Below are 20,562 nucleotides of genomic sequence, written 5' to 3'. Positions count from 1 at the left end.
TTGTCCATAGGCGCAATCCGTTGAGAAGTTTTTAGGTAATCTCATGCACAGACCACACAATTCCATTTGTAGCACCACTGCCCAGGTTCAACGTAATCGTCAACCCATTTGCAGCATAGAACAGTCCAATCACATCTCCCGCATTCAATGCGACTTCCACTGCCAAAGTCACTGAACCACTTCCCAGCACTGCCCGCAGTGTGAGTAGCGTGATCGCGACATTTAGGACGGGCAACAAACCACTGACAAGTGTCGTTACCGTAGGTGATGTTCTCTGTACAAGAAAAGCTGGGTTAACCCCAGCACCCAGAGATAGGGCAATCGCTGCAGTCGTTGCATAATTGATCGTGGCCACAATAGAGTATCTTCCGGTTACCGGGACGGTATAGTTTCCTGTTGTTGCATTGAAGTTGGCATTACCGTAATAAGGAGCCGTGGTCGTCCAGTTGGTTAACTGAGTGCTGGTTGCTGTCGAAAGTGTAGCCAGGAATGCCGAGAACCCTTGTGTTGCAAAATTGGGGCCGGTTGGTCCAGTGGCTCCTGTCAAGCCCGTGGCCCCGGTTGCACCGGTAGTTCCTGTTATGCCTGTTGCTCCAGTGGCACCCGTAGCTCCGGTTGCACTCGTTACACCAGTTATGCCGGTAGCTCCTGTAAGTCCATTAGCACCAGTTGGTCCAGTCGGGCCGGTAGCTCCCGTAATGCCTGCTGTTCCGGTTATTCCTGTAACTCCTGTTGTGCCGGTACTTCCGGTGGTGCCCGTTGCACCTGTAGTTCCTGTTGTCCCAGTTACACCAGTTAGTCCTGTAGCTCCCGTTATTCCTGTTTCTCCAGTTGCTCCGGTCGCGCCAGTTATACCTGTAACTCCTGTTGAACCAGTACTTCCGGTGGCACCTGTTACACCCATTGTACCTGTAGTTCCTGTAGCACCGGTCACACCCGCAATACCCGTAATTCCTGTTGTGCCTGTGGCTCCTGATACACCTGTGAGCCCTGTAGCCCCAGCTGCTCCGGTCACGCCAGTAATACCCGTGGTTCCTGTTGTTCCCGTACTTCCTGTTGTTCCCGTCGCGCCGGTCGTGCCTGTAACGCCTGTTACACCCGTCTCTCCTGTAATACCCGTGGTTCCTGTTGCTCCAGTCACACCTGTGATCCCAGTGGCTCCAGTCACACCCGTAATGCCAGTTACGCCGGTCGTGCCGGTTGCTCCTGTTTCACCAGTAATACCCGTTGGACCGGTTGCCCCTGTAGCACCAGTCGTACCTGTAACTCCGGTTATGCCAGTCGCACCAGTGGCTCCGGTTGGTCCTGTTGTACCTGTCGTGCCGGTAACGCCTGTTGCACCCGTCTCTCCAGTCGAGCCGGTTACGCCAGTAACTCCCGTAGTTCCGGTTGCCCCAGTGGCTCCGGTCGCACCGGTTGGTCCCGTTACACCTGTTGTACCGGTGGCGCCTGTTACGCCCGTCTCTCCTGTAATGCCCGTGGTTCCTGTTGCTCCAGTAGCCCCGGTGGGCCCCGTCACACCAGTCGTACCTGTGACCCCTGTTAGACCCGTCTCTCCAGTGGCACCAGTGGCTCCTGTCGTTCCAGTTTGGCCAGTTGTGCCAGTGGCTCCTGTAAATCCAGTTACCCCAGTAATTCCAGTAGCACCAGTCGCACCTGTAATCCCGGTTAGACCCGTCTCACCTGTCGTTCCTGTGACCCCTGTTGGACCTGTAGCACCAGTAATTCCTGTGGCTCCTGTGCTCCCAGTTAGACCCGTCTCTCCAGTGACGCCTGTTGCTCCGGTCGCACCAATTGTGCCCGTAACACCAGTTAAGCCAGTCGTGCCGGTTGCTCCTGTTTCACCAGTAATACCTGTTGGACCGGTTGCCCCTGTAGCACCAGTCGTACCTGTAACTCCGGTTATGCCAGTCGCACCTGTGATACCCGTAGTTCCCGTTGCTCCAGTAGCCCCGGTGGGTCCCGTTACACCTGTCGGGCCGGTAACGCCTGTTACACCTGTCTCTCCTGTAATACCCGTGGTTCCTGTTGCTCCAGTCGTACCTGTTGTACCCGTAACACCAGTTACGCCAGTCGAGCCGGTTACGCCAGTAACTCCCGTAGTTCCGGTTGCCCCAGTCGTTCCTGCAACCCCTGTTATACCTGTTTCCCCAGTGGCTCCGGTCGCACCTGTTGGTCCTGCCGTGCCGGTTATGCCAGTGGCACCGGTTGGTCCCGTTACACCTGTCGTACCGGTAGCGCCTGTTACACCCGTCACTCCTGTAATGCCCGTGGTTCCTGTTGCTCCAGTAGTCCCGGTGGGCCCCGTCACACCAGTCGTACCTGTGACCCCAGTTAGACCCGTCTCTCCAGTTGCTCCAGTTGCTCCCGTCGTTCCAGAAATTCCAGTAGTACCTGTAACCCCAGTAAGTCCAGTTACTCCCGTCTCACCAGTTTGGCCAGTTGTGCCGGTGGCGCCGGTAATTCCAGTAGCTCCAGTCACACCCGTAATGCCAGTTACGCCGGTCGTGCCGGTTATTCCTGTTTCACCAGTAATACCCGTTGGACCGGTTGCCCCAGTAATTCCAGTAGCACCAGTCGCACCTGTAATCCCGGTTAGACCCGTCTCCCCAGTTAATCCAGTAAGTCCAGTTACTCCCGTAACTCCGGTTGATCCTGTCACACCAGTTTGGCCAGTAATTCCAGTAGCACCAGTCGGCCCGGATACGCCAGTTATTCCTGTGGAACCCGTACTCCCCGTTGCTCCTGTAACTCCAGTCGTACCTGTGACTCCGGTTATGCCAGTCACACCAGTGGCTCCGGTTGGTCCGGTTGGTCCTGTTGGTCCTGTCGTGCCCGTGGCTCCAGTTAATCCCGTAACACCAGTTGGACCAGTAATTCCTGTTAGACCTGTTTCCCCTGTGATACCAGTTGTGCCTGCTACACCAGTAGCTCCCGTAGTACCCGTACTTCCCGTTGGTCCTGTGAACCCTGTTTCTCCAGTTGATCCCGTCACACCAGTCGTACCTGTCACCCCTGTTGGACCTGTAGCTCCAGTCGTACCTATTGGTCCTGTTTCACCAGTATTCCCTGTTAGTCCTGTAGTGCCTGTCGGACCAGTTATACCAGTAACTCCAGTCGTACCTGTGCTCCCAGTTAGACCCGTCTCTCCAGTGACGCCTGTTGCTCCTGTCACACCAATTGTACCCGTAACGCCAGTTAAGCCAGTCGTGCCAGTTGGCCCTGTTTCACCGGTGACCCCGGTTATGCCAGTAGCTCCGGTATTACCAGTTGAACCAGTAGCCCCGGTGAGTCCTGTCGTGCCAGTTACACCAGCAATTCCTGTTATGCCACTAACTCCGGTTGCACCTGTAACACCAGTTGTTCCCGTCGTACCCGTACTTCCAGTTATACCTGTTAGTCCTGTCTCTCCTGTTGGGCCATTCAAACCGGTAGATCCCGTTACACCTGTAGCCCCGGTGACACCAGTGACTCCTGTTAGCCCAGTTGCACCGGTTGTTCCGGTTGCGCCGGTTACTCCCGTGGCACCTGTACTTCCTGTTTCTCCAGTCAAACCCGTAGGACCTGTAATACCAGTTGCACCCGTTGTGCCTGTTGGTCCTGTTTCACCAGTTTGGCCAGTCGAACCGGTAGGGCCCGTCACACCAGTCGGACCTGTGACCCCTGTTGAACCTGTATCTCCAGTAGTTCCGATTGAGCCGGTTGCTCCTGTCTCTCCAGTGACGCCAGTTGCTCCCGTAGTTCCGGTAGCTCCGGTAATTCCTGTGGCTCCTGTGCTCCCAGTTAGACCCGTCTCTCCAGTGACGCCTGTTGCTCCGGTCGCACCAATTGTGCCCGTAACACCAGTTAAGCCAGTCGTGCCGGTTGGCCCTGTTTCACCAGTAATACCCGTTGGACCGGTTGCCCCTGTAGCACCAGTCGTACCTGTGACTCCGGTTATGCCAGTCGCACCAGTGGCTCCGGTTGGTCCTGTTGTACCCGTAACACCAGTTACGCCAGTTGTGCCAGTTATGCCAGTGGCACCAGTCACGCCGGTTACACCAGTAACTCCCGTAGTTCCCGTTGCTCCAGTAGCCCCGGTGGGTCCCGTCACACCTGTCGGGCCGGTAACGCCTGTTACACCCGTCTCTCCTGTAATACCCGTGGTTCCTGTTGTTCCAGTCGCGCCGGTCGGTCCCGTTACACCGGTCGTACCTGTAACGCCTGTTACACCCGTCTCTCCTGTAATACCCGTGGTTCCTGTTGCTCCAGTCACACCTGTGATCCCAGTGGGTCCCGTCACACCAGTCGTACCTGTGACCCCTGTTAGACCCGTCTCTCCTGTGGCACCAGTTGCTCCCGTCGTTCCAGTAAATCCTGTATTACCTGTAACCCCAGTAAGTCCAGTTACTCCCGTCTCTCCAGTTTGGCCAGTTGTGCCGGTGGCGCCTGTAATTCCAGTAGCTCCGGTCACACCCGTAATGCCAGTTACGCCGGTCGTGCCGGTTATTCCTGTTTCACCAGTAATACCCGTTGGACCGGTTGCCCCTGTAACTCCAGTAACTCCGGTTGATCCTGTCACACCAGTTTGACCAGTGGCTCCTGTTAGACCCGTCTCACCAGTTTGGCCAGTAGTTCCAGTAGCACCAGTCGGCCCGGTTACGCCAGTTATTCCTGTGGAACCCGTACTCCCCGTTGCTCCTGTAACTCCAGTCGTACCTGTGACTCCGGTTATGCCAGTCGCACCAGTGGCTCCGGTTGGTCCTGTTGGTCCTGTTGGTCCTGTTGGTCCTGTCGTGCCGGTAACGCCTGTTACACCCGTCTCTCCTGTAATACCCGTGGTTCCTGTTGCTCCAGTCACACCTGTGATCCCAGTGGCTCCAGTCGTACCTGTTGTACCCGTAACACCAGTTACGCCAGTCGCACCGGTTGGTCCTGTTTCACCAGTATTCCCTGTTAGTCCTGTAGTGCCTGTCGGACCGGTTATACCAGTAACTCCAGTCGTACCTGTGCTCCCAGTTAGACCCGTATCTCCAGTAGTTCCGGTTGCACCTGTAACACCAGTTGTTCCTGTCGCACCCGTACTTCCAGTAGATCCAGTTATACCTGTTAGTCCTGTCACTCCGGTTAGCCCCGTCTCTCCAGTTGCACCAGTTAATCCCGTCACACCTGTCGTTCCTGTGACCCCTGTTGGACCTGTAGCTCCAGTAATTCCGGTTGCACCAGTAATTCCTGTGGCTCCTGTGCTCCCGGTTACTCCCGTAATACCAGTTGTTCCCGTTACGCCAGTTAAACCAGTCGTGCCTGTTGGGCCTGTTTCACCAGTTGGGCCAATCGAACCGGTAGGACCCGTTACACCTGTGTTTCCTGTTAGACCGGTCTCCCCAGTAACACCAGTGGCCCCGGTCGCTCCCGTCAGTCCTGTGAACCCTGTTTCTCCAGTAACACCTGTCGTTCCGGTTACGCCAGTCACTCCCGAAATACCTGTAATTCCGGTTGCTCCTGTCGCCCCAGTCGATCCCGTCGCGCCTGTGAATCCTGTTAGACCCGTTTCCCCAGTGACACCAGTCAGTCCGGTAGCTCCGGTCACGCCTGTGATACCCGTGGTTCCAGTAATGCCAGTTAGTCCAGTTGTACCTGTAATTCCAGTTTCTCCAGTTGCACCGTTCAGTCCCGTCACACCAGTCGGACCTGTGACCCCGGTTAACCCCGTCTCTCCAGTGACACCAGTTGTTCCGGTTACTCCCGTGGCACCTGTACTTCCTGTTGCTCCAGTGGCGCCTGTTGGGCCCGTTACACCAGCTGTACCCGTGGTTCCGGTAATACCAGTTAGTCCAGTCGCACCCGTAGCACCTGTACCTCCTGTTAAACCCGTCTCTCCAGTGACACCTGTTGCTCCGGTTACTCCCGTAATACCAGTTGTTCCCGTTATACCACTAGTGCCGGTTGGTCCCGTTACACCAGTCGTACCTGTGACCCCTGTTGGACCTGTATCTCCAGTAGGGCCTGTAACTCCAGTGATTCCTGTTTCACCTGTTGGACCCGTAAATCCGGTGTCACCCGTTGGTCCTGTATTTCCCGTCAGACCTGTTGCTCCGGTCTCTCCAGTGAGGCCTGTTGCTCCGGTCACACCAATTGTACCCGTAACGCCAGTTAAGCCAGTCGAACCGGTTGGCCCTGTTTCGCCGGTGACCCCGGTTATGCCAGTAGCTCCGGTATTACCAGTTGAACCAGTAGCCCCGGTGAGTCCTGTCGCGCCAGTTACACCAGCAATTCCTGTTGTGCCACTAACTCCGGTTGCACCTGTAACACCAGTTGTTCCCGTCGCACCCGTACTTCCAGTTATACCTATTAGTCCTGTCTCTCCTGTTGGGCCAGTCGAACCGGTTGAACCCGTTACACCTGTAGCCCCAGTTAGACCCGTTTCCCCGGTGACACCTGTGACTCCTGTTAGACCCGTCTCTCCAGTTGCACCAGTTGTTCCGGTTGCGCCGGTTACTCCCATGGAACCTGTACTTCCTGTTTCTCCAGTCGCACCTGTTGGGCCAGTTACACCAGCTGTACCCGTGATTCCTGTGATACCAGTCGCACCCGTAGGACCTGTAATACCAGTTGCACCTGTACCTCCTGTTAGACCCGTCTCTCCAATGACACCAGTGGGCCCGGTCGCTCCCGTAATTCCCGTCGTTCCGGTTACGCCAGTCACTCCCGAGATACCTGTAATTCCGGTCGCTCCAGTCGCCCCAGTCGGTCCCGTCGCTCCTGTCGTGCCTGTTGGACCGGTAACTCCCGTTAGTCCTGTGAACCCTGTTTCTCCCGTCACACCTGTCGTTCCTGTAACCCCTGTTTGACCTGTATCTCCAGTAGTTCCAGTTGCTCCAGTAATTCCTGTGGCTCCTGTTACACCAGTATTGCCGGTTATGCCTGTAACTCCCGTAGTACCGGTCGTACCTGTTATGCCAGTAACGCCGGTTGTACCTGTACTTCCCGTTGCCCCTATCGCCCCAGTAGATCCTGTAGCACCTGTAACTCCGGTGGTACCCGTTTCTCCAGTAGCCCCGGTCGGTCCTGTCACACCTGTCGTGCCGGTGTTCCCAGTTAAACCCGTCTCTCCAGTGACACCAGTTGCTCCGGTAACGCCAGTTATTCCTGTGGTACCGGTAGTTCCCGTTACTCCTGTATCCCCGGTGGGTCCTGACACACCAGTCGTACCTGTGACTCCGGTTGTGCCAGTGGCACCAGTTGCTCCGATCGCACCTGTACTGCCTGTAAACCCAGTAATACCTGTTGCACCTGTTATTCCAGTCGTTCCTGTTGTGCCCGCAATTCCAGTAACGCCAGTTACTCCGGTTGTACCTGTTGGTCCTGTTTCACCAGTGACACCACTTATACCAGTGGCCCCAGTGAGTCCTGTCACACCAGTCGTACCTGTGACACCGGTAGTGCCAGTAGCACCAGTTGCTCCAGTAATCCCCGTGAGGCCTGTAATTCCAGTAGAACCGGTTACACCCGTGGTACCCGTAACGCCAGGTAATCCGGTCGTACCTGTTGATCCTGTTTCACCAGTATTACCTGTTATTCCAGTACTTCCTGTAGTTCCGGTTGTTCCTGTTTCGCCAGTGACCCCGGTGGGTCCCGTTAGACCAGTCGTACCTGTAACTCCTGTTAGCCCCGCCTCACCAGTACTTCCTGTCGCTCCGGTGAATCCTGTCAAACCAGTCGTGCCGGTCGCACCTGTACTGCCCGTAAATCCAGTAATCCCTGAAGCACCAGTATTTCCAGTAACGCCAGTGATGCCTGTCGTGCCTGTTTCGCCCGTTGCTCCCGTCACACCCGTTAATCCAGTTGCCCCCGTAGTGCCTGTTGTTCCAGAAGTACCAGTGCTTCCTGTAACTCCAGTCTCACCCGTAATACCTGTTAGACCCGTCTCTCCAGTGACGCCAGTCGCTCCGGTCGCACCAGTACTTCCTGTAGTTCCGGTTACACCTGTAACTCCCGTAGACCCGATCCCCCCAGTGGGTCCTGTCGTACCAGTAATTCCCGTTAGACCCGTTTCCCCAGTGGCACCAGTTGCGCCGGTTATGCCAGTATTTCCAGTTGGACCCGTACTTCCCGTTGCTCCTATTGCCCCAGTAAATCCTGTAGCACCTGTGACTCCTGTGATACCTGTGGTTCCAGTAATACCAGTTGCTCCGGTTGGGCCAGTTGAACCTGTAAAACCGGTGATTCCCGTAACGCCGGTTAAGCCTGTTGCTCCTGTTAGACCATTTGCTCCGGAAATACCCGTAGTACCTGTAAATCCGGTTATACCCGTTAAACCATTGGCACCCGTCGGACCTGTAATTCCTGGGGTTCCTGTCGCTCCAGTCACTCCCGTGAATCCTGTTTCACCAGTAGATCCTGTTAGTCCCATCACACCAATTCCAGTTGGACCTGTAAAGCCGGTTATACCGGTATTTCCTGTAGCACCGGTCACGCCTGTAACACCAATTCCGGTAATTCCAGTTGCGCCGGTTGTTCCTGTGACTCCAGTTGATCCAGTGCCAGTTGCACCTGTAGCTCCTGTACTTCCTGTAGAACCAGTTGCTCCCGCCTCACCCGTTTGACCGGTCAGACCTGTAACTCCCCTAGTTCCAGTCACACCTGTGGTGCCCATCAGTCCGGTAGCTCCTGTTGCACCTGTGACTCCAGTTATTCCGGTACTTCCCGTGGTTCCGGTTACTCCGGTCCGTCCTGTTAAAATGGTTGCTCCCCATATGCCGGGATACCCAGGGTCTCCAGTTAACCCAGTAGCACCTGTTGCTCCAGTGAATCCTCTCATTCCCTGATAACCCCGTGGGCCGCGAAGGAAAGGAATCCTGTGACTTTTCTTTTTTTTGCATTTACGTCTGCTTTTCTTACAAGACTTACTCTTCTTCTTTGGGATAGAGTGCTTTTTTGATTTTTTTGCTTTCCGTTTACCTGTACTGATTGAGGAAATTTTGCGTTTCCTTTTGGATATACCGCTCACAAGAGAATCCCCCCTCCTTGTACACCACGTCAAATCCCCGCATTTTACAATAGTACACTCTATGCCCTGGACTAGCTTTGTGCGCCCCCCTATTCAATATACCTATGAAACCTTCACAGTTAGTGATCAATCAATTACTTTTCTCCAAAAAATATATTCCCCTCTACTCCCCCTGCAACTCCAACTCCTTAATCGTCAACGCAATTCCTTCCTCAAAAGATGTTGCCACAACCGGGCCAATCCGTTCCTCATACTTCTGTCTACTCAGAATCAGGGGTTCCTCAGTCAGATATAACATTTCTACAATTTCTTTCATAACGGGTACACCTAGTCCAATCAAAGACAATCCCACTCTTCCTAACGCCATCACAGGTTTACTTCTTCCTGCAGCCTTCTGTGCCAATCGCACGATGTCATGACCCGAGATGATCCCCGATCCAGGAATGTTCCAGTTCTGTCCATACGTCATCTCTCTGCTTGCCAGCTCCACCACCATGACCGCAGCATCCGGCAAATAAATATACTCTCTCGGCACGTTCATATTCCCGATAAAAAAAGCCATCTTTCCTTTTGCTATCGCTTCAAGGGTTGAACCCAGATAGGAAGCTTGATTAGCCGATGGGCCATAATAATCTGGCAAACGAACGATCATCACCTGAGCTCTGCTCCAACTTGTGCTGAATAACATCTGTTCATAGGCAAGTCGTATCTTGCCTTTACGGGTATGTGGCTGTTTCGGATGTTCTTCGGTTACCTCGTTCATTTGTCTTCTGCCATAGGGGTAAATTCCGTCTATTACCACCACTTTCAGAACCAAGTGTTCTGCCGCTACCATTACGGATTCGCCTAGCGGAATCAGCTTGCTCTCCATCTCGTTATACGGGACGTTCGCACAATGAAACAGGACATCCGCTTCCTGGGAAGCAACGATAATATCATCCGACCGAAATGCATCTCCCACTGCGATTTGCAGGTGATCTGGAGATCCCAACTTTACCGCAAGTTGCTCCAGTTTTTGACGTGAGCGCCCAAATGCGATCGTAGAAATCCCTCGTCTAATCAATTCCTCCGTAATCGCTGCACCTGTTCCACCTGTGGCTCCAATCAAAAAGCTTTTTTCATCATATATCATCCTCTTTCATCCATTATATTTAGTGATTGATCAATAACTAGAATATAAAAAGGGACTTTACCTCCCTCTCTATCGTTCCTTCAACTCTGGCATATCCAGTGCATTAGATACATTACACAACATCCCGATTGCCAGAAAAATCATGGTTCTTTTTAGCGGTTCAGCAATTCCTGCAACGGTGAAAGCTTCCAGTACCATGGCTCTTACATCACTAATACCTTTTTGCATAGCCTGACGAATGACTTCCTCCCGGATCGTTTGCGCCTGCATCTGAAGCAAGATCTCGCTCTTGTGCGATTCCAGAATTTTATCATAGGCTTCAATGAGATCATTCTCTAACTGATCTGGTGTCGCCATCTCCACCACAATTCGAAACGAATCAATCACCCGTGTCCATGAGACCTCAATTGCAGTTAATAATAAAGCTTCTTTTGTTTTGAAAAAACGAAATATATACGGCTGTGAGATCTGTGCCCGTTCAGCCACCTGGGCTGTAGTCGCACGATAATAGCCAATTTCCGCGAAGACGTCAATTGCTGCAGAGATAATATCATTTCGCCGGTTAACCGACGCTGCTGCATCCTTTGCCATGATAATCCGCCCTCCAATAGTTAGTGATTAATTGATCAATAGCTTGAAGTATAACGAATACTATCCCTCAATGCAAAAGTATCGTGAACTTGTACAAAGCCAACAAACCCGCAGACGCTGGCTCAAGCCGCTGCAGGTTGTGTAGCTTGTCAATCATAGATTCTATCCACTGGAAACCGAAGAGAACATGGATTGTCTGAAACTGATTCGTACCATGCGGTACAAGAGTGTCTGTTCACTGCTGGAGAAGTTTACGCAATCGGGATTCCGAATCCAGCTTCGGACAACTATTACAATACCCATGTGTATGACTTCCGTTTCCAACCAGATAAGCCAAACAACAATATCGGCGTATCAGGAACGGAGGTCCCTGCCACCCGGAATGTTCGAAGCGCTGCAGCTCATTGGCAAATGTACATGCATTATCGTTTTGCCGATCCAGCCAGAGGCTTTGATCTTCTTGAATCTTTGCAAGCCGTTCATCTGTCTTCCAAATGCTCTGATCATTGATCATACGTGCATACAATTGTTGCACATTATGGGCAACCAGAGACCACATGACCTTATCGCTCGCTCTTGTAGCGACGGCTACCGCTCGCAGGACAGGTTCCAGATGTAGCAGCACTCTTTTCTTGAGCAAGCCACTCTCTGACCTGCGCTGAACAGGATCTTCACCCTCCAGAGAGGTTCTCTCCAGCAGAGTCTCATATCGCATGCCACCTACACCATTCAATTCAAACCGCACATCATCGTCTGCAACGCTAAGTATAGTATCGTATAGACTGAATGCTGAAATTACGGACATCACGAATACGGAGTAACGTTTGGCAAAAAGTGTACCGACGGCCGCACTTCCTCTTCCGCCCAATTGAAGCCCTTGCTGCATAGCCTGTTCACGCAATATCAAGTTTCGTTTCTCTTCATTCAGCAGATCCTTCACACGGAAAGGATACTTGGAATCATCGCAGTCCACTTGGATCGTCGTCACAAAAAATTGCTGTAACACTTCCGACATCTCTGAATAATCATGTCTTGGATAATGTCTCATCTATTGAATCATCTCTTCAACTTCGTTGATAATCTCGCTTCGCCCAATCGCTCCCCAGCCCTTAAACAACCAGAACGAGTCTGTCGTATAGACCTGATCTGCACCGACAGCCGGCACTGCCTTCCAGAGTGAGCTTGCGTTGATGTTGTTTACATACTCATCGGCATTCGGGTCAATCTCCAGAACTACGAAATCAGCATCCACATCTGCAATTTTCTCCATGGACAAATCCTCACGTTGTTCGGCAGGTGTCACAGTCGTTGGCACAAATCCAAGATCATGATACAAAAGTGTGTTGGTTGGATGTCCTTTTGCCGCGTAAATTTGTAAGGTCTTCTCTCTTACACGCAGATAAGCCAACTTTTTTTGATCCAGTTGTTCGATCTTCGCTTTTAATTGCTTCGCCTGCTGCTCTACCTCGGCTATCTTTTCTTTTGCCAGATCCACTTTGTTGTACATCCCGGCAATGGTCAACAGATCCTGTGTCCAATATGTTGTATCATCAACAAAATCCAGCCATTCAGTACCAAGTACAATCGTCGGAGCGATTTTCTCCAACTGATCATATGTACTCTCCGCAGTTCGACTCTCAATAACGATGACATCCGGATCAATCTGAAGGATAGCCTCCAGGTTAGGACTGTCTGCAGACCCTACCGTTGGAATGCCGGCAAGCTGATCTGCAAAGTAAGGCAAATAATCTCCTCCGTAACGAACTTCTACATTAACGCCTGCTGGTTTCTCACCAATCGTTAACATGTGATCGATGTAAGCAGCAGATAATACCACCATACGCTCTATTTTTTGCGGTACAACCGTTGTTCCTTTAAGATGCTCAATCGTTTGCGTACCACTCTCTTCCACAGGTGTATCCTGTTGCGGAGGCGTTGCTTCTGTTACTTCTGATGCCTTGCTACATGCCGTCAGAACGAGCACAAGCAGGGCCAACAGTATCATCGTTGTTGCTCTCTGTCTTACCATTTGTAGTAAATCCCCTCTACTATTTAATAATAATAATCATTATCACTATAGTAGGGAAAAGCATACAGGCTTACCATGGATTATTCCACTCTCTTCTCTTGCACAATATCACCGTAAGGTAACCCCAAGTTGCTCTGCCACATATCGCATGGCCCACATGCGTCCGGTGGGACCCAGCGTTTTGAAAAAAATATCTCCTGCATTATATACATGGCCTTCTTGAACAGCCTTTAATGCCAACCATGCACCGGATTGCTGTAATTGCCTCAGTTGAGCACGTGCCTCTTCTGTGGGATCGACCATTACAAACACATGATCCGCGTCGTATAACTGCAAATCGCAAACTTTACTCTCTACAGCCCACTGTTGTTCCGGAAAATCACGAGGCAAATAAAATCCCAGATCATCATACAACAGGGCCCCTGTCTGGTTGTTCAATCCATACATTCGGTAGAAATGAGAAGTCACCCGGATGAACATGGCACTCTGTTTCCCCCACCTCGATTGAATGCGTCCTCGAAGAACCCGGCTCAGTTCAGCATGTTGTTCTATCCACTGTACAGCCTGTTCGGTGCGGCCCATAATGTCCGCCATATACAGAAGCCTCTCGCCAAAATGGTTGGTGTGCTCCAGCATGGTGGTAGGCGCGATACGATTCAGGGAGTCATTTGGCTCCAAACGATCACTTGTAATGATCAGGTCCGGTTGGACTCGCCTCAAATCATCAAAGTTCTGATTGAAGCTATCCAGAATAAGTCCCTGATGACTGTGTGCTTGAAGCGCAGGTATGGCAACATGTCGAGCCACCCTCTGACCATAGGATAAAGCCGATACTGGCCTCAAACCAAGCGTTATCACATAATCGTCCAACCCGTAATACAAGGTGGCAATGCGATTCACTTTATTTTTCATATACAACGTTGGGGCGATTCCTTCGTTTTTCTTGAAGACTCTGCTGAAATAGTGCTCGTCCTTATAACCCACTTGCTCTGCAATATCCTTGATTTTATCTGAAGAAAATAACAGTTGCTTGGCCTTTGCCATACGTAGTTTCAATATATATTCAATCGGAGTCATGTTTAATTGCCGTTTGAATGTTCTTATAAAATGATTCACACTAAGCCCTGCCACGCGGGCCATCTGATCAATTCGAATGTCTTCCATATACTGATGCGTCATATAATCAAGTGCCAAATCCATCCCCGCTACAGGGGGTGTTGCTTCATTCACGTGCATCATTAACTGAATCAACAACTGATGCAAAAGATGTTTCCTGCGCGTCTTTTCCAGACTCGTAAACGAGTGTTTTCCACTCATCAGGGTATCCATCATCTCCTGAATATCACGTGTATTGGAAGGAACATTAAGCTTGCCCGTCACAGGGAGATCAAATGCCTCGGTATGCCAAGCATTCCGACGCCGGGTAAGTGTAACACAGGAAAATAAAATGATCTGATATCGGACAGGTGCTTCCATATCCGTCTGAAACTCCACATGCATTCCTGGCTTCAACAAAAACCACTCGTCTTGAGATACCGTATGTACAATGTTATCCATAGACAAAGATCCTTTGCCCGCGATGACCCTGCAAATGGCGAACCTTTTCCAGATCCGACGCTGAACAGCCCCCGGATTGCTAGAGTAATGGCAGACGTGGACAGCAGAGAAATGTAGTTGCTCCAGTTGTTTGATCCAATCATCTTCCTTCATGCTCACGTCCCCTCCCTGTTCTGATCCGATTCTATGTGAACTGATTACACTCTATTTTTCAGCTCCCAATAGTAAATTCTTTATACTATCCAACTGCAACTCCAGTGAATAGGGATCTTCCATGACGAACTCATCCTCTGTACCATCCAAGGAACCATAGGTGTAGACTTGTCCTTTCTGCACAGCAGGCAGACGTTTCCAAACCTCGCTGTTCAGGATCTCTTTGGCGCCCTCACTACCCGAACCATATAAGAAGATATGATCTCCCATATACTCAGGCAGTACTTCAAGGGAGATCGTCTCGAATCCATCCTTCATTTCGAGTGCTTGCTGAGTTGGAGGCAGTTTCAGCATCTCATAGATCGTGGAACTACCATAGTTCCCGCCTTCTGCACCAAGTACATACAACGCTTTGTACCCTATTTGTATGATGGATACGGTCTCGCCTTCTTTAATTACACCATCAATCTGCTTCTTAGTCTCTTCGATATTCTCTTCATATGTCGTGATCCATTGCTCTGCTTCCTTCTCTTTTCCAAAAACACCAGCAATCCGGCGCAGCTTTTCCAGTGGGCCAGAAGTTTTATCACCTTCCCAATAAGGTAAAAAGACGGTCGTTGCAATTTTTTCGTAATCCTCAATATTTTTATCAATGGAACCGATGATGAGATCCGGCTCAAGTGACACTAACTTCTCCAGATTCATTGGGAACTCTCCTCCCAAATCCTCAATACCCGCTATAACATCAGCAGCAATGCCAGACTTTTCAATCCATCCTTCGTTCAGCATAAATGTTCTTACACCAACCGGTACTATGTCCAGTTTCAGCAGGTACCCCATATATTGATCTGAAGCAACACGCTGCGGATTGGCCGGGATTACCACATCTCCCCTCATTGTAGAGACGGTCCGCGTCTCCGGCTGTGCAGTCGATTTCCCTGCCTCCGTTGCCTGGTTACCCGATTGTGTAGTAGTCGCATTGGTCTCTGTTTGCGTACCACTTGCAGACGGCGCTGGACTGGAACAGGCCGTGAGCAATAGCGTGAGACACAACATCATGCTTAGTGCTGTCATTTTGAATTTTCCTTGCATTATTAATTCCCCTCCAACACTCTTTTGATATTGATAATCAATATCATTATATAGATGGGAATGTAACGAATGAAGGGCATTTTCTTGCATTACACTGGGCAAATCTTGCTTGTTGTTCAATACCAATGGGTGTTTCGACTTGTTTAACCGTTGGCTTACTCCTTTTTTGTAGCGAATTGGAGAAAGCCCTTTTATTTTTTTGAAGCTACGGCTCAGTGAATGTGCATCCGGATAGCCGATCTGTTCTGCAATCTGTTGCAGCGTTGCACTGGTATGCACCAGAAGATGTGCGGCCCTCTCCATTCGAATCTGTCCAAGATACTGGATGGGACTGATGTTTAACTTTTGTTTGAACAGCCTCGACAAGTGCCCCACACTGCATTCCATTGCTTCTGCCATTACGTCAAGAGCTATGGGCTCATGGAGATGAGCATTCATATATTCAATAGCCTGTGTGACCGTATCCGGTTTATGTGGCTGAATGGATTGTTCGTGTAAGTCTGTCAATAAAAGATATACCCATTGATGAAATAAGGTTTTGGCATGTAACTTTGCAAGCTTAGTAGACTGCTCCCACTCCTGTTTCAATTCCTCCATACACTGATACATGTGTAGCGGACGGGTTGGTACAAGTGCATATTGGTCCTGAAACGGACGTTCATGGTCCATCAGATACTGAATTTCCATCCCACAGGGCAAGGCTAGGATGGCTTTGTACAAAATCATATAATACGCCACGCCCGAATCCGTCTCCATATTTAAATACGCCTGCTTGCCTCCATGAATGATGTGGAATCCCTCCACGATGTATCTGTGTTGATCCATTCGTATCCGTGCACTTCCGTCGGTTATATATAGATAGGTACTTGCTGGTAGTTGATAATTCTTCAACTTCTCCCCAGGATGCAAAGCGTTTTGGCGTACATCCAGTATTTTGACAAAAACATGATTCCACAACCTGATGTGATCATTCAAATTCATATCCGCTGTACTTTCCCTCCCGCCATATTACATCGACATACCTTCTTGCTTTCTTTATGAAGAGCCTGTAATTTTCGCTCAGTATGTATATTTCATTTCATTATAAATCAATTGATAACAATTCTCAATAACATGCACAATCAATATTAACTTACCCATTTGGACAACATATATGGACTGCAATGTATACGTAGCGGGATAATAACGCTAGAATCAGCAACATTTTCTAACCTGTTGCAAAATCATAAAAGGCATGATATATTAATTGAGCCATCAATGATTGACGCATCAAATATTGATACATCAATGATTCGAGAGCATCCAAATAATCATTAGGCAATGGCATTGTATACTGCAACATTAATCATTGGTTAACATACGCCGTTGTTCATGATTCAGATTCACCCGGGAGGTCTAGTCATGACACGTATTGTTTCCAAAGAAGAACAAATCATCAATCTGTTGAACGTGTTGGGTAACAAACTCAGTCCCAAGTTCGAACGCTGTACAGGTATCAGTTCCTCTCGCTTTGAAATTCTGCATGAACTGGATCAGGTCGATGAGATTAACCAATCCATGCTGCAGAAAATCATTAACATTGATAGTGCTGCGATTACACGCCACTTGAAACAGCTTGAGGCAGACCTGATGGTTACAAGACGTAAGAATCCCGATGATAATCGGGTCACTTTTGTTCGTTTGACGGACCACGGTCGGAAGCAGATTGAAGGCTACAAAGCTGAGAAGACCAATTTTATCAACCAGATTTTACAGGATTTCAGTGAAGACGAAGTTCAATCACTCGCCGATTTCCTGGAACGTATGCAGAACAATTTCTAAACCCATATATAGAGGAGAGATCCATGCATGAGTACAATTCAAAGCAAATTCCAAAAAACCAATGATTTTAACGAAATCACCTACGGTCGTCGTTCTGTTAAACTTTACGATCCTGAAGTGAAAATTAGCCGTGAAGAAATGACTGAAATTCTGTCAGAAGCTTCCCGTGCACCATCTTCGATCAATTTGCAGCCTTGGCGTTTTCTGGTTGTAGATACAACTGAAGGTAAAGAAAAGCTTGCTCCACTTGCGAGATTTAATCAAAATCAAGTGTTGACTTCCTCCGCAGTCATTGGCGTATTCATTGACATGAAAAACGCGGAACATATGGAAGAAATTTTTGGCAAAGCTGTAGAACTCGGTTATATGCCACAAGAAGTTAAAGATATGCAACTATCAAAAGTATTACCTTATTATGAAAATATGCCTGCTTCCGCTATTCGCGAAGTTAATATGATCGACGCTGGACTTGCTTCCATGCAATTAATGCTTGTAGCACGTGCTCACGGTTATGATACTAACCCAATCGGTGGTTACGAAAAAGACCAAATCGCAGAAGCATTTGGCATGGACAAAGAGCGTTATCAAGCGGTTATGTTGATCTCGATCGGTAAATCGGCCAAAGAAGGTCACCCATCCTACCGCCTGCCTGTAGAAACCATCACAACTTGGGCATAATATCAGGGACGGTTTCCCCTTTCTTAACACATTCCAAACAAACACAATATGGAGGTTATACATTATGATTATCATTCACGCTCATCTGCAAGTTAAACCGGACCAAGAGCAAGCATTCCTCGCAGCTGCGAAAGAACTGATGGCTGCTACACGTCAAGAAGAAGGTAACATCAGCTACGATTTGGCGAAAAGCACAGAACGCGAACAACAATACACGATGATCGAGCTGTGGAAAGATGAAGCTGCTACAGCTTCCCACAACACAAGCGCGCATTTCCAAGCTTTTGTTCAACAAGCAGCAGCATTCATGGCCGCTCCAATGAACGTTGAAGTATTTGCTGGAGAACAAGTTAAAGCTTAATAGCGCTTTAACTGCCGTGCGTATCTAACATGTGAATAAGCTGCTCTTGGTCATATGACCGAGGGTAGCTTTTTAGTTTCCTTTTGAAAATAAGTTCACTTCAACAAAAAACACGCCAATTAAGGCGTGTTTTCTTCACTCATTGAAGAGGTATTAAACAAGTGAACATGGACTACACTACCCGAGCAGGAGTAATGCTTTGCGGATTGTTAAACACATTTTTCGGGTCATACTTGGCTTTGACTCTCCGCAGTCTGGCATAGTTGGCTCCATAGTACACTGGACCGGAATTTTTGATCCCTTGGTCTGGAACGTTGATATAGGAACCCACAATGTATGGTTGCAATTTCTTGCGAGTATTACGAGCGAGTGCGATATTTTTGGCGGCATGGGATGGTTTGAGCCACGTACTGGTCCATTCCACATAGAACTTCTCTTTACGCCAGAAGAAGGCGGTTGATCTAGGTGATTTGCGACTTACTGCTCCGCCCCAGTTGAGGAAATAGAATCCGCCTGGTCCCTCTTCCAGGTTCTCCAAAAATGTTCGCATCGATTTAATGGCTTTATCGGGGAATGGTTTTCGTCCAAAACCGGACGAGAACTGGTTGCTATACCGTTGAGTCTCGGTCGGATCAGGTTGTAATAAGAACTTCACAACTTCCGTGTAAGGTAACAAACGAACAATGGAACTTGTCGGTGTGCCAACACTTGTAATCGGCTGCAATAGACGGAGTGCCTCTGTTTTTGACCCTAGGAACAGCCCCTCCATGACGACATTGCCACCCTTTTTCGGTCCGATGGACAACTCGCTGCCCAGTCTTGTATCCACAGAGGGAGCCCACCTCTGCCATACTTTGAGCACCTTTTCGAATTGAGCCCATGGCCAGGTAATCTTAAATACAGTTGCTTTCGCTGGAGCACGGCGCACTTTGAATTTGTAGCGGGTGTATACTCCGAAGTTACCACCGCCCCCTCCCCGCGAGGCCCAAAAGAGATCCGAATTACGATTTTTATTGGCCCGAATCACTTTTCCTTTGGCGTCCACCATCTCCACTTCAAGCAGGTTATCACTGATAAGACCGATGGTACGCTGGAGAGGCCCAATTCCCCCACCTAATGTAATTCCACCGATCCCTACAGTAGGGCTGTCACCAAAAGGAGCTATGAAACCTTGCTTGGCAAGGGTATTTGCAATTCTTCCCACTCGGTTTCCTGTTCCAACAACAACCGTTCCATTTTTTTTATCAAGCTTGATGGAATTCAGATCACTCACATCAATCACGATACCGCCATTCACCTGTGAAAGATTCACTTCAAGCGCATGTCTGCCGCTCCGCGGCCTGATCGGTACATTGTTTTCACGAGCCCATCGGATAGCATTGGATACATCCTTCGTCCGTTGGGCAAATACAAACACTTTGGGAAATTTGTCCGTATGCGGGTCCCAGTTCTTGCGCGCCGCTTCATATCCCGGATCTCCTTTATAAATAACCCGTCCGGTAAGCTTTGTTGATGATTTCACACGTCCCACTCCCTGCTGAATAATTGTCCTACAGCCTCTGCTGCATCAAGCACTTTATACTGTATGACGGACATTCGCGGAGGGAATGGGCTGTTGCCTTAAATTTCAAGGTTGCGTTTCAGAGGAATCAATTCTGATTAACTTACGCGCTTCCTGTTCTTTTTCACCATACCAGACGAGCACGTCGGCAAACAGATCCATGATGCGAACAAAGTTCTGCTTATCCGCTTCTGAAATCTGATCTGCATACTTGAAAATCTCATCAAAGCAAAGCTCCCTTACAAATTCGGTATACTTCGCATATACCTCGCGACCTTTCTCCGAAGGTTTGACGTAAATGTCTTTGCGGTTACCGCTTAAATGAAATTTTTCGAGCAGGCCTTTTTCCGTCAGATTCTTCACGTTCTTGGAAAATGTACTGCGGCTTACACCCAGACGTGCGGCCATCTCCGACATCTTCTCTTCCTTGTCCTCGGCTTCCAGAATGTATTCCAGCGTCTGAATCTGTGAAGCCGAGAACATCATGTCTGTACCATAACTTCGCTGCAGCTTATAGGTGTTCGAGTACGCATTACCGTATTTGATAATTTTCTCAATCAGTTCCCGATGGTCGCCCATCCAATCTAATTTCATGCGT

General features: G+C 49.5%; 12 protein-coding genes. 3 read left to right on the top strand and 9 right to left on the bottom strand.

Features of this window, described 5'->3' with window-relative positions:
• Positions 1 to 31: 31 nt before the first annotated feature.
• From AC1DE7_RS03505 to AC1DE7_RS03475, 7 genes are all read right to left on the bottom strand, one after another.
• Positions 32 to 8,800 carry a beta strand repeat-containing protein gene (locus AC1DE7_RS03505; RefSeq protein ID WP_477533742.1) on the bottom strand — a complete coding sequence of 2,923 codons (8,769 nt, stop codon included), beginning with the start codon at positions 8,798 to 8,800 and terminating at the stop codon, positions 32 to 34.
• 352 nt (positions 8,801 to 9,152) lie between these two features.
• A complete protein-coding gene (locus AC1DE7_RS03500; RefSeq protein ID WP_477533741.1) occupies positions 9,153 to 10,121 on the bottom strand; it encodes an NAD-dependent epimerase/dehydratase family protein in 969 nt (322 codons plus the stop codon).
• Positions 10,122 to 10,190: 69 nt separating this feature from the next.
• Positions 10,191 to 10,712 (bottom strand): TetR/AcrR family transcriptional regulator, encoded by a 522-nt coding sequence (locus AC1DE7_RS03495; protein WP_253507187.1) that lies wholly within the window; start codon positions 10,710 to 10,712, stop codon positions 10,191 to 10,193.
• A gap of 235 nt (positions 10,713 to 10,947) precedes the next feature.
• Positions 10,948 to 11,760: a hypothetical protein gene (locus tag AC1DE7_RS03490; protein WP_477533740.1), complete on the bottom strand. Its 813-nt coding sequence runs from the start codon at positions 11,758 to 11,760 to the stop codon at positions 10,948 to 10,950.
• Positions 11,761 to 12,741 (bottom strand): ABC transporter substrate-binding protein, encoded by a 981-nt coding sequence (locus AC1DE7_RS03485; protein WP_036609773.1) that lies wholly within the window; start codon positions 12,739 to 12,741, stop codon positions 11,761 to 11,763. It lies immediately after the preceding gene.
• Between the two features lie 108 nt (positions 12,742 to 12,849).
• Positions 12,850 to 14,451, bottom strand: coding sequence for a helix-turn-helix domain-containing protein (locus AC1DE7_RS03480; protein WP_477533739.1), 1,602 nt, complete (start codon positions 14,449 to 14,451; stop codon positions 12,850 to 12,852).
• 51 nt (positions 14,452 to 14,502) lie between these two features.
• Positions 14,503 to 16,500 (bottom strand): AraC family transcriptional regulator, encoded by a 1,998-nt coding sequence (locus AC1DE7_RS03475; RefSeq protein WP_477533738.1) that lies wholly within the window; start codon positions 16,498 to 16,500, stop codon positions 14,503 to 14,505.
• A 444-nt stretch (positions 16,501 to 16,944) separates the two neighbouring features.
• On the opposite strand from AC1DE7_RS03475, the gene AC1DE7_RS03470 reads away from it, so the two are divergent.
• The 3 genes from AC1DE7_RS03470 to AC1DE7_RS03460 all read left to right on the top strand — a co-directional run bounded on the left by AC1DE7_RS03470 (position 16,945) and on the right by AC1DE7_RS03460 (position 18,403).
• Positions 16,945 to 17,364, top strand: a complete 420-nt coding sequence (locus AC1DE7_RS03470; protein ID WP_036609779.1) for a MarR family winged helix-turn-helix transcriptional regulator — start codon at positions 16,945 to 16,947, stop codon at positions 17,362 to 17,364.
• A 27-nt stretch (positions 17,365 to 17,391) separates the two neighbouring features.
• Positions 17,392 to 18,042, top strand: coding sequence for a nitroreductase family protein (locus tag AC1DE7_RS03465; RefSeq protein ID WP_036670026.1), 651 nt, complete (start codon positions 17,392 to 17,394; stop codon positions 18,040 to 18,042).
• A gap of 64 nt (positions 18,043 to 18,106) precedes the next feature.
• Complete coding sequence (locus AC1DE7_RS03460) at positions 18,107 to 18,403, top strand: putative quinol monooxygenase (protein WP_036609783.1); 297 nt, start codon at positions 18,107 to 18,109, stop codon at positions 18,401 to 18,403.
• A gap of 172 nt (positions 18,404 to 18,575) precedes the next feature.
• Here AC1DE7_RS03460 and AC1DE7_RS03455 read toward each other — a convergent pair whose 3' ends face one another.
• Positions 18,576 to 19,925 carry an FAD-binding oxidoreductase gene (locus AC1DE7_RS03455; RefSeq protein ID WP_477533737.1) on the bottom strand — a complete coding sequence of 450 codons (1,350 nt, stop codon included), beginning with the start codon at positions 19,923 to 19,925 and terminating at the stop codon, positions 18,576 to 18,578.
• A gap of 105 nt (positions 19,926 to 20,030) precedes the next feature.
• A complete protein-coding gene (locus tag AC1DE7_RS03450; RefSeq protein ID WP_047842333.1) occupies positions 20,031 to 20,558 on the bottom strand; it encodes a MarR family winged helix-turn-helix transcriptional regulator in 528 nt (175 codons plus the stop codon).
• Positions 20,559 to 20,562 lie beyond the last annotated feature (4 nt).

The sequence above is a fragment of the Paenibacillus sp. 10L310 genome, assembly GCF_056395745.1.
This window is presented reverse-complemented; position numbering and strand designations above follow the sequence as displayed.

Excerpts from the sequence above, each read along its gene's own strand:
- AC1DE7_RS03505 (WP_477533742.1), bottom strand. The coding sequence starts at position 8,800 with ATGAGAGGATTCACTGGAGCAACAGGTGCTACTGGGTTAACTGGAGAC.
- AC1DE7_RS03500 (WP_477533741.1), bottom strand. The coding sequence starts at position 10,121 with ATGATATATGATGAAAAAAGCTTTTTGATTGGAGCCACAGGTGGAACA.
- AC1DE7_RS03460 (WP_036609783.1), top strand. The coding sequence starts at position 18,107 with ATGATTATCATTCACGCTCATCTGCAAGTTAAACCGGACCAAGAGCAA.
- AC1DE7_RS03465 (WP_036670026.1), top strand. The coding sequence starts at position 17,392 with ATGAGTACAATTCAAAGCAAATTCCAAAAAACCAATGATTTTAACGAA.
- AC1DE7_RS03490 (WP_477533740.1), bottom strand. The coding sequence starts at position 11,760 with ATGAGACATTATCCAAGACATGATTATTCAGAGATGTCGGAAGTGTTA.
- AC1DE7_RS03495 (WP_253507187.1), bottom strand. The coding sequence starts at position 10,712 with ATGGCAAAGGATGCAGCAGCGTCGGTTAACCGGCGAAATGATATTATC.
- AC1DE7_RS03480 (WP_477533739.1), bottom strand. The coding sequence starts at position 14,451 with ATGAAGGAAGATGATTGGATCAAACAACTGGAGCAACTACATTTCTCT.
- AC1DE7_RS03450 (WP_047842333.1), bottom strand. The coding sequence starts at position 20,558 with ATGAAATTAGATTGGATGGGCGACCATCGGGAACTGATTGAGAAAATT.
- AC1DE7_RS03470 (WP_036609779.1), top strand. The coding sequence starts at position 16,945 with ATGACACGTATTGTTTCCAAAGAAGAACAAATCATCAATCTGTTGAAC.
- AC1DE7_RS03485 (WP_036609773.1), bottom strand. The coding sequence starts at position 12,741 with ATGGTAAGACAGAGAGCAACAACGATGATACTGTTGGCCCTGCTTGTG.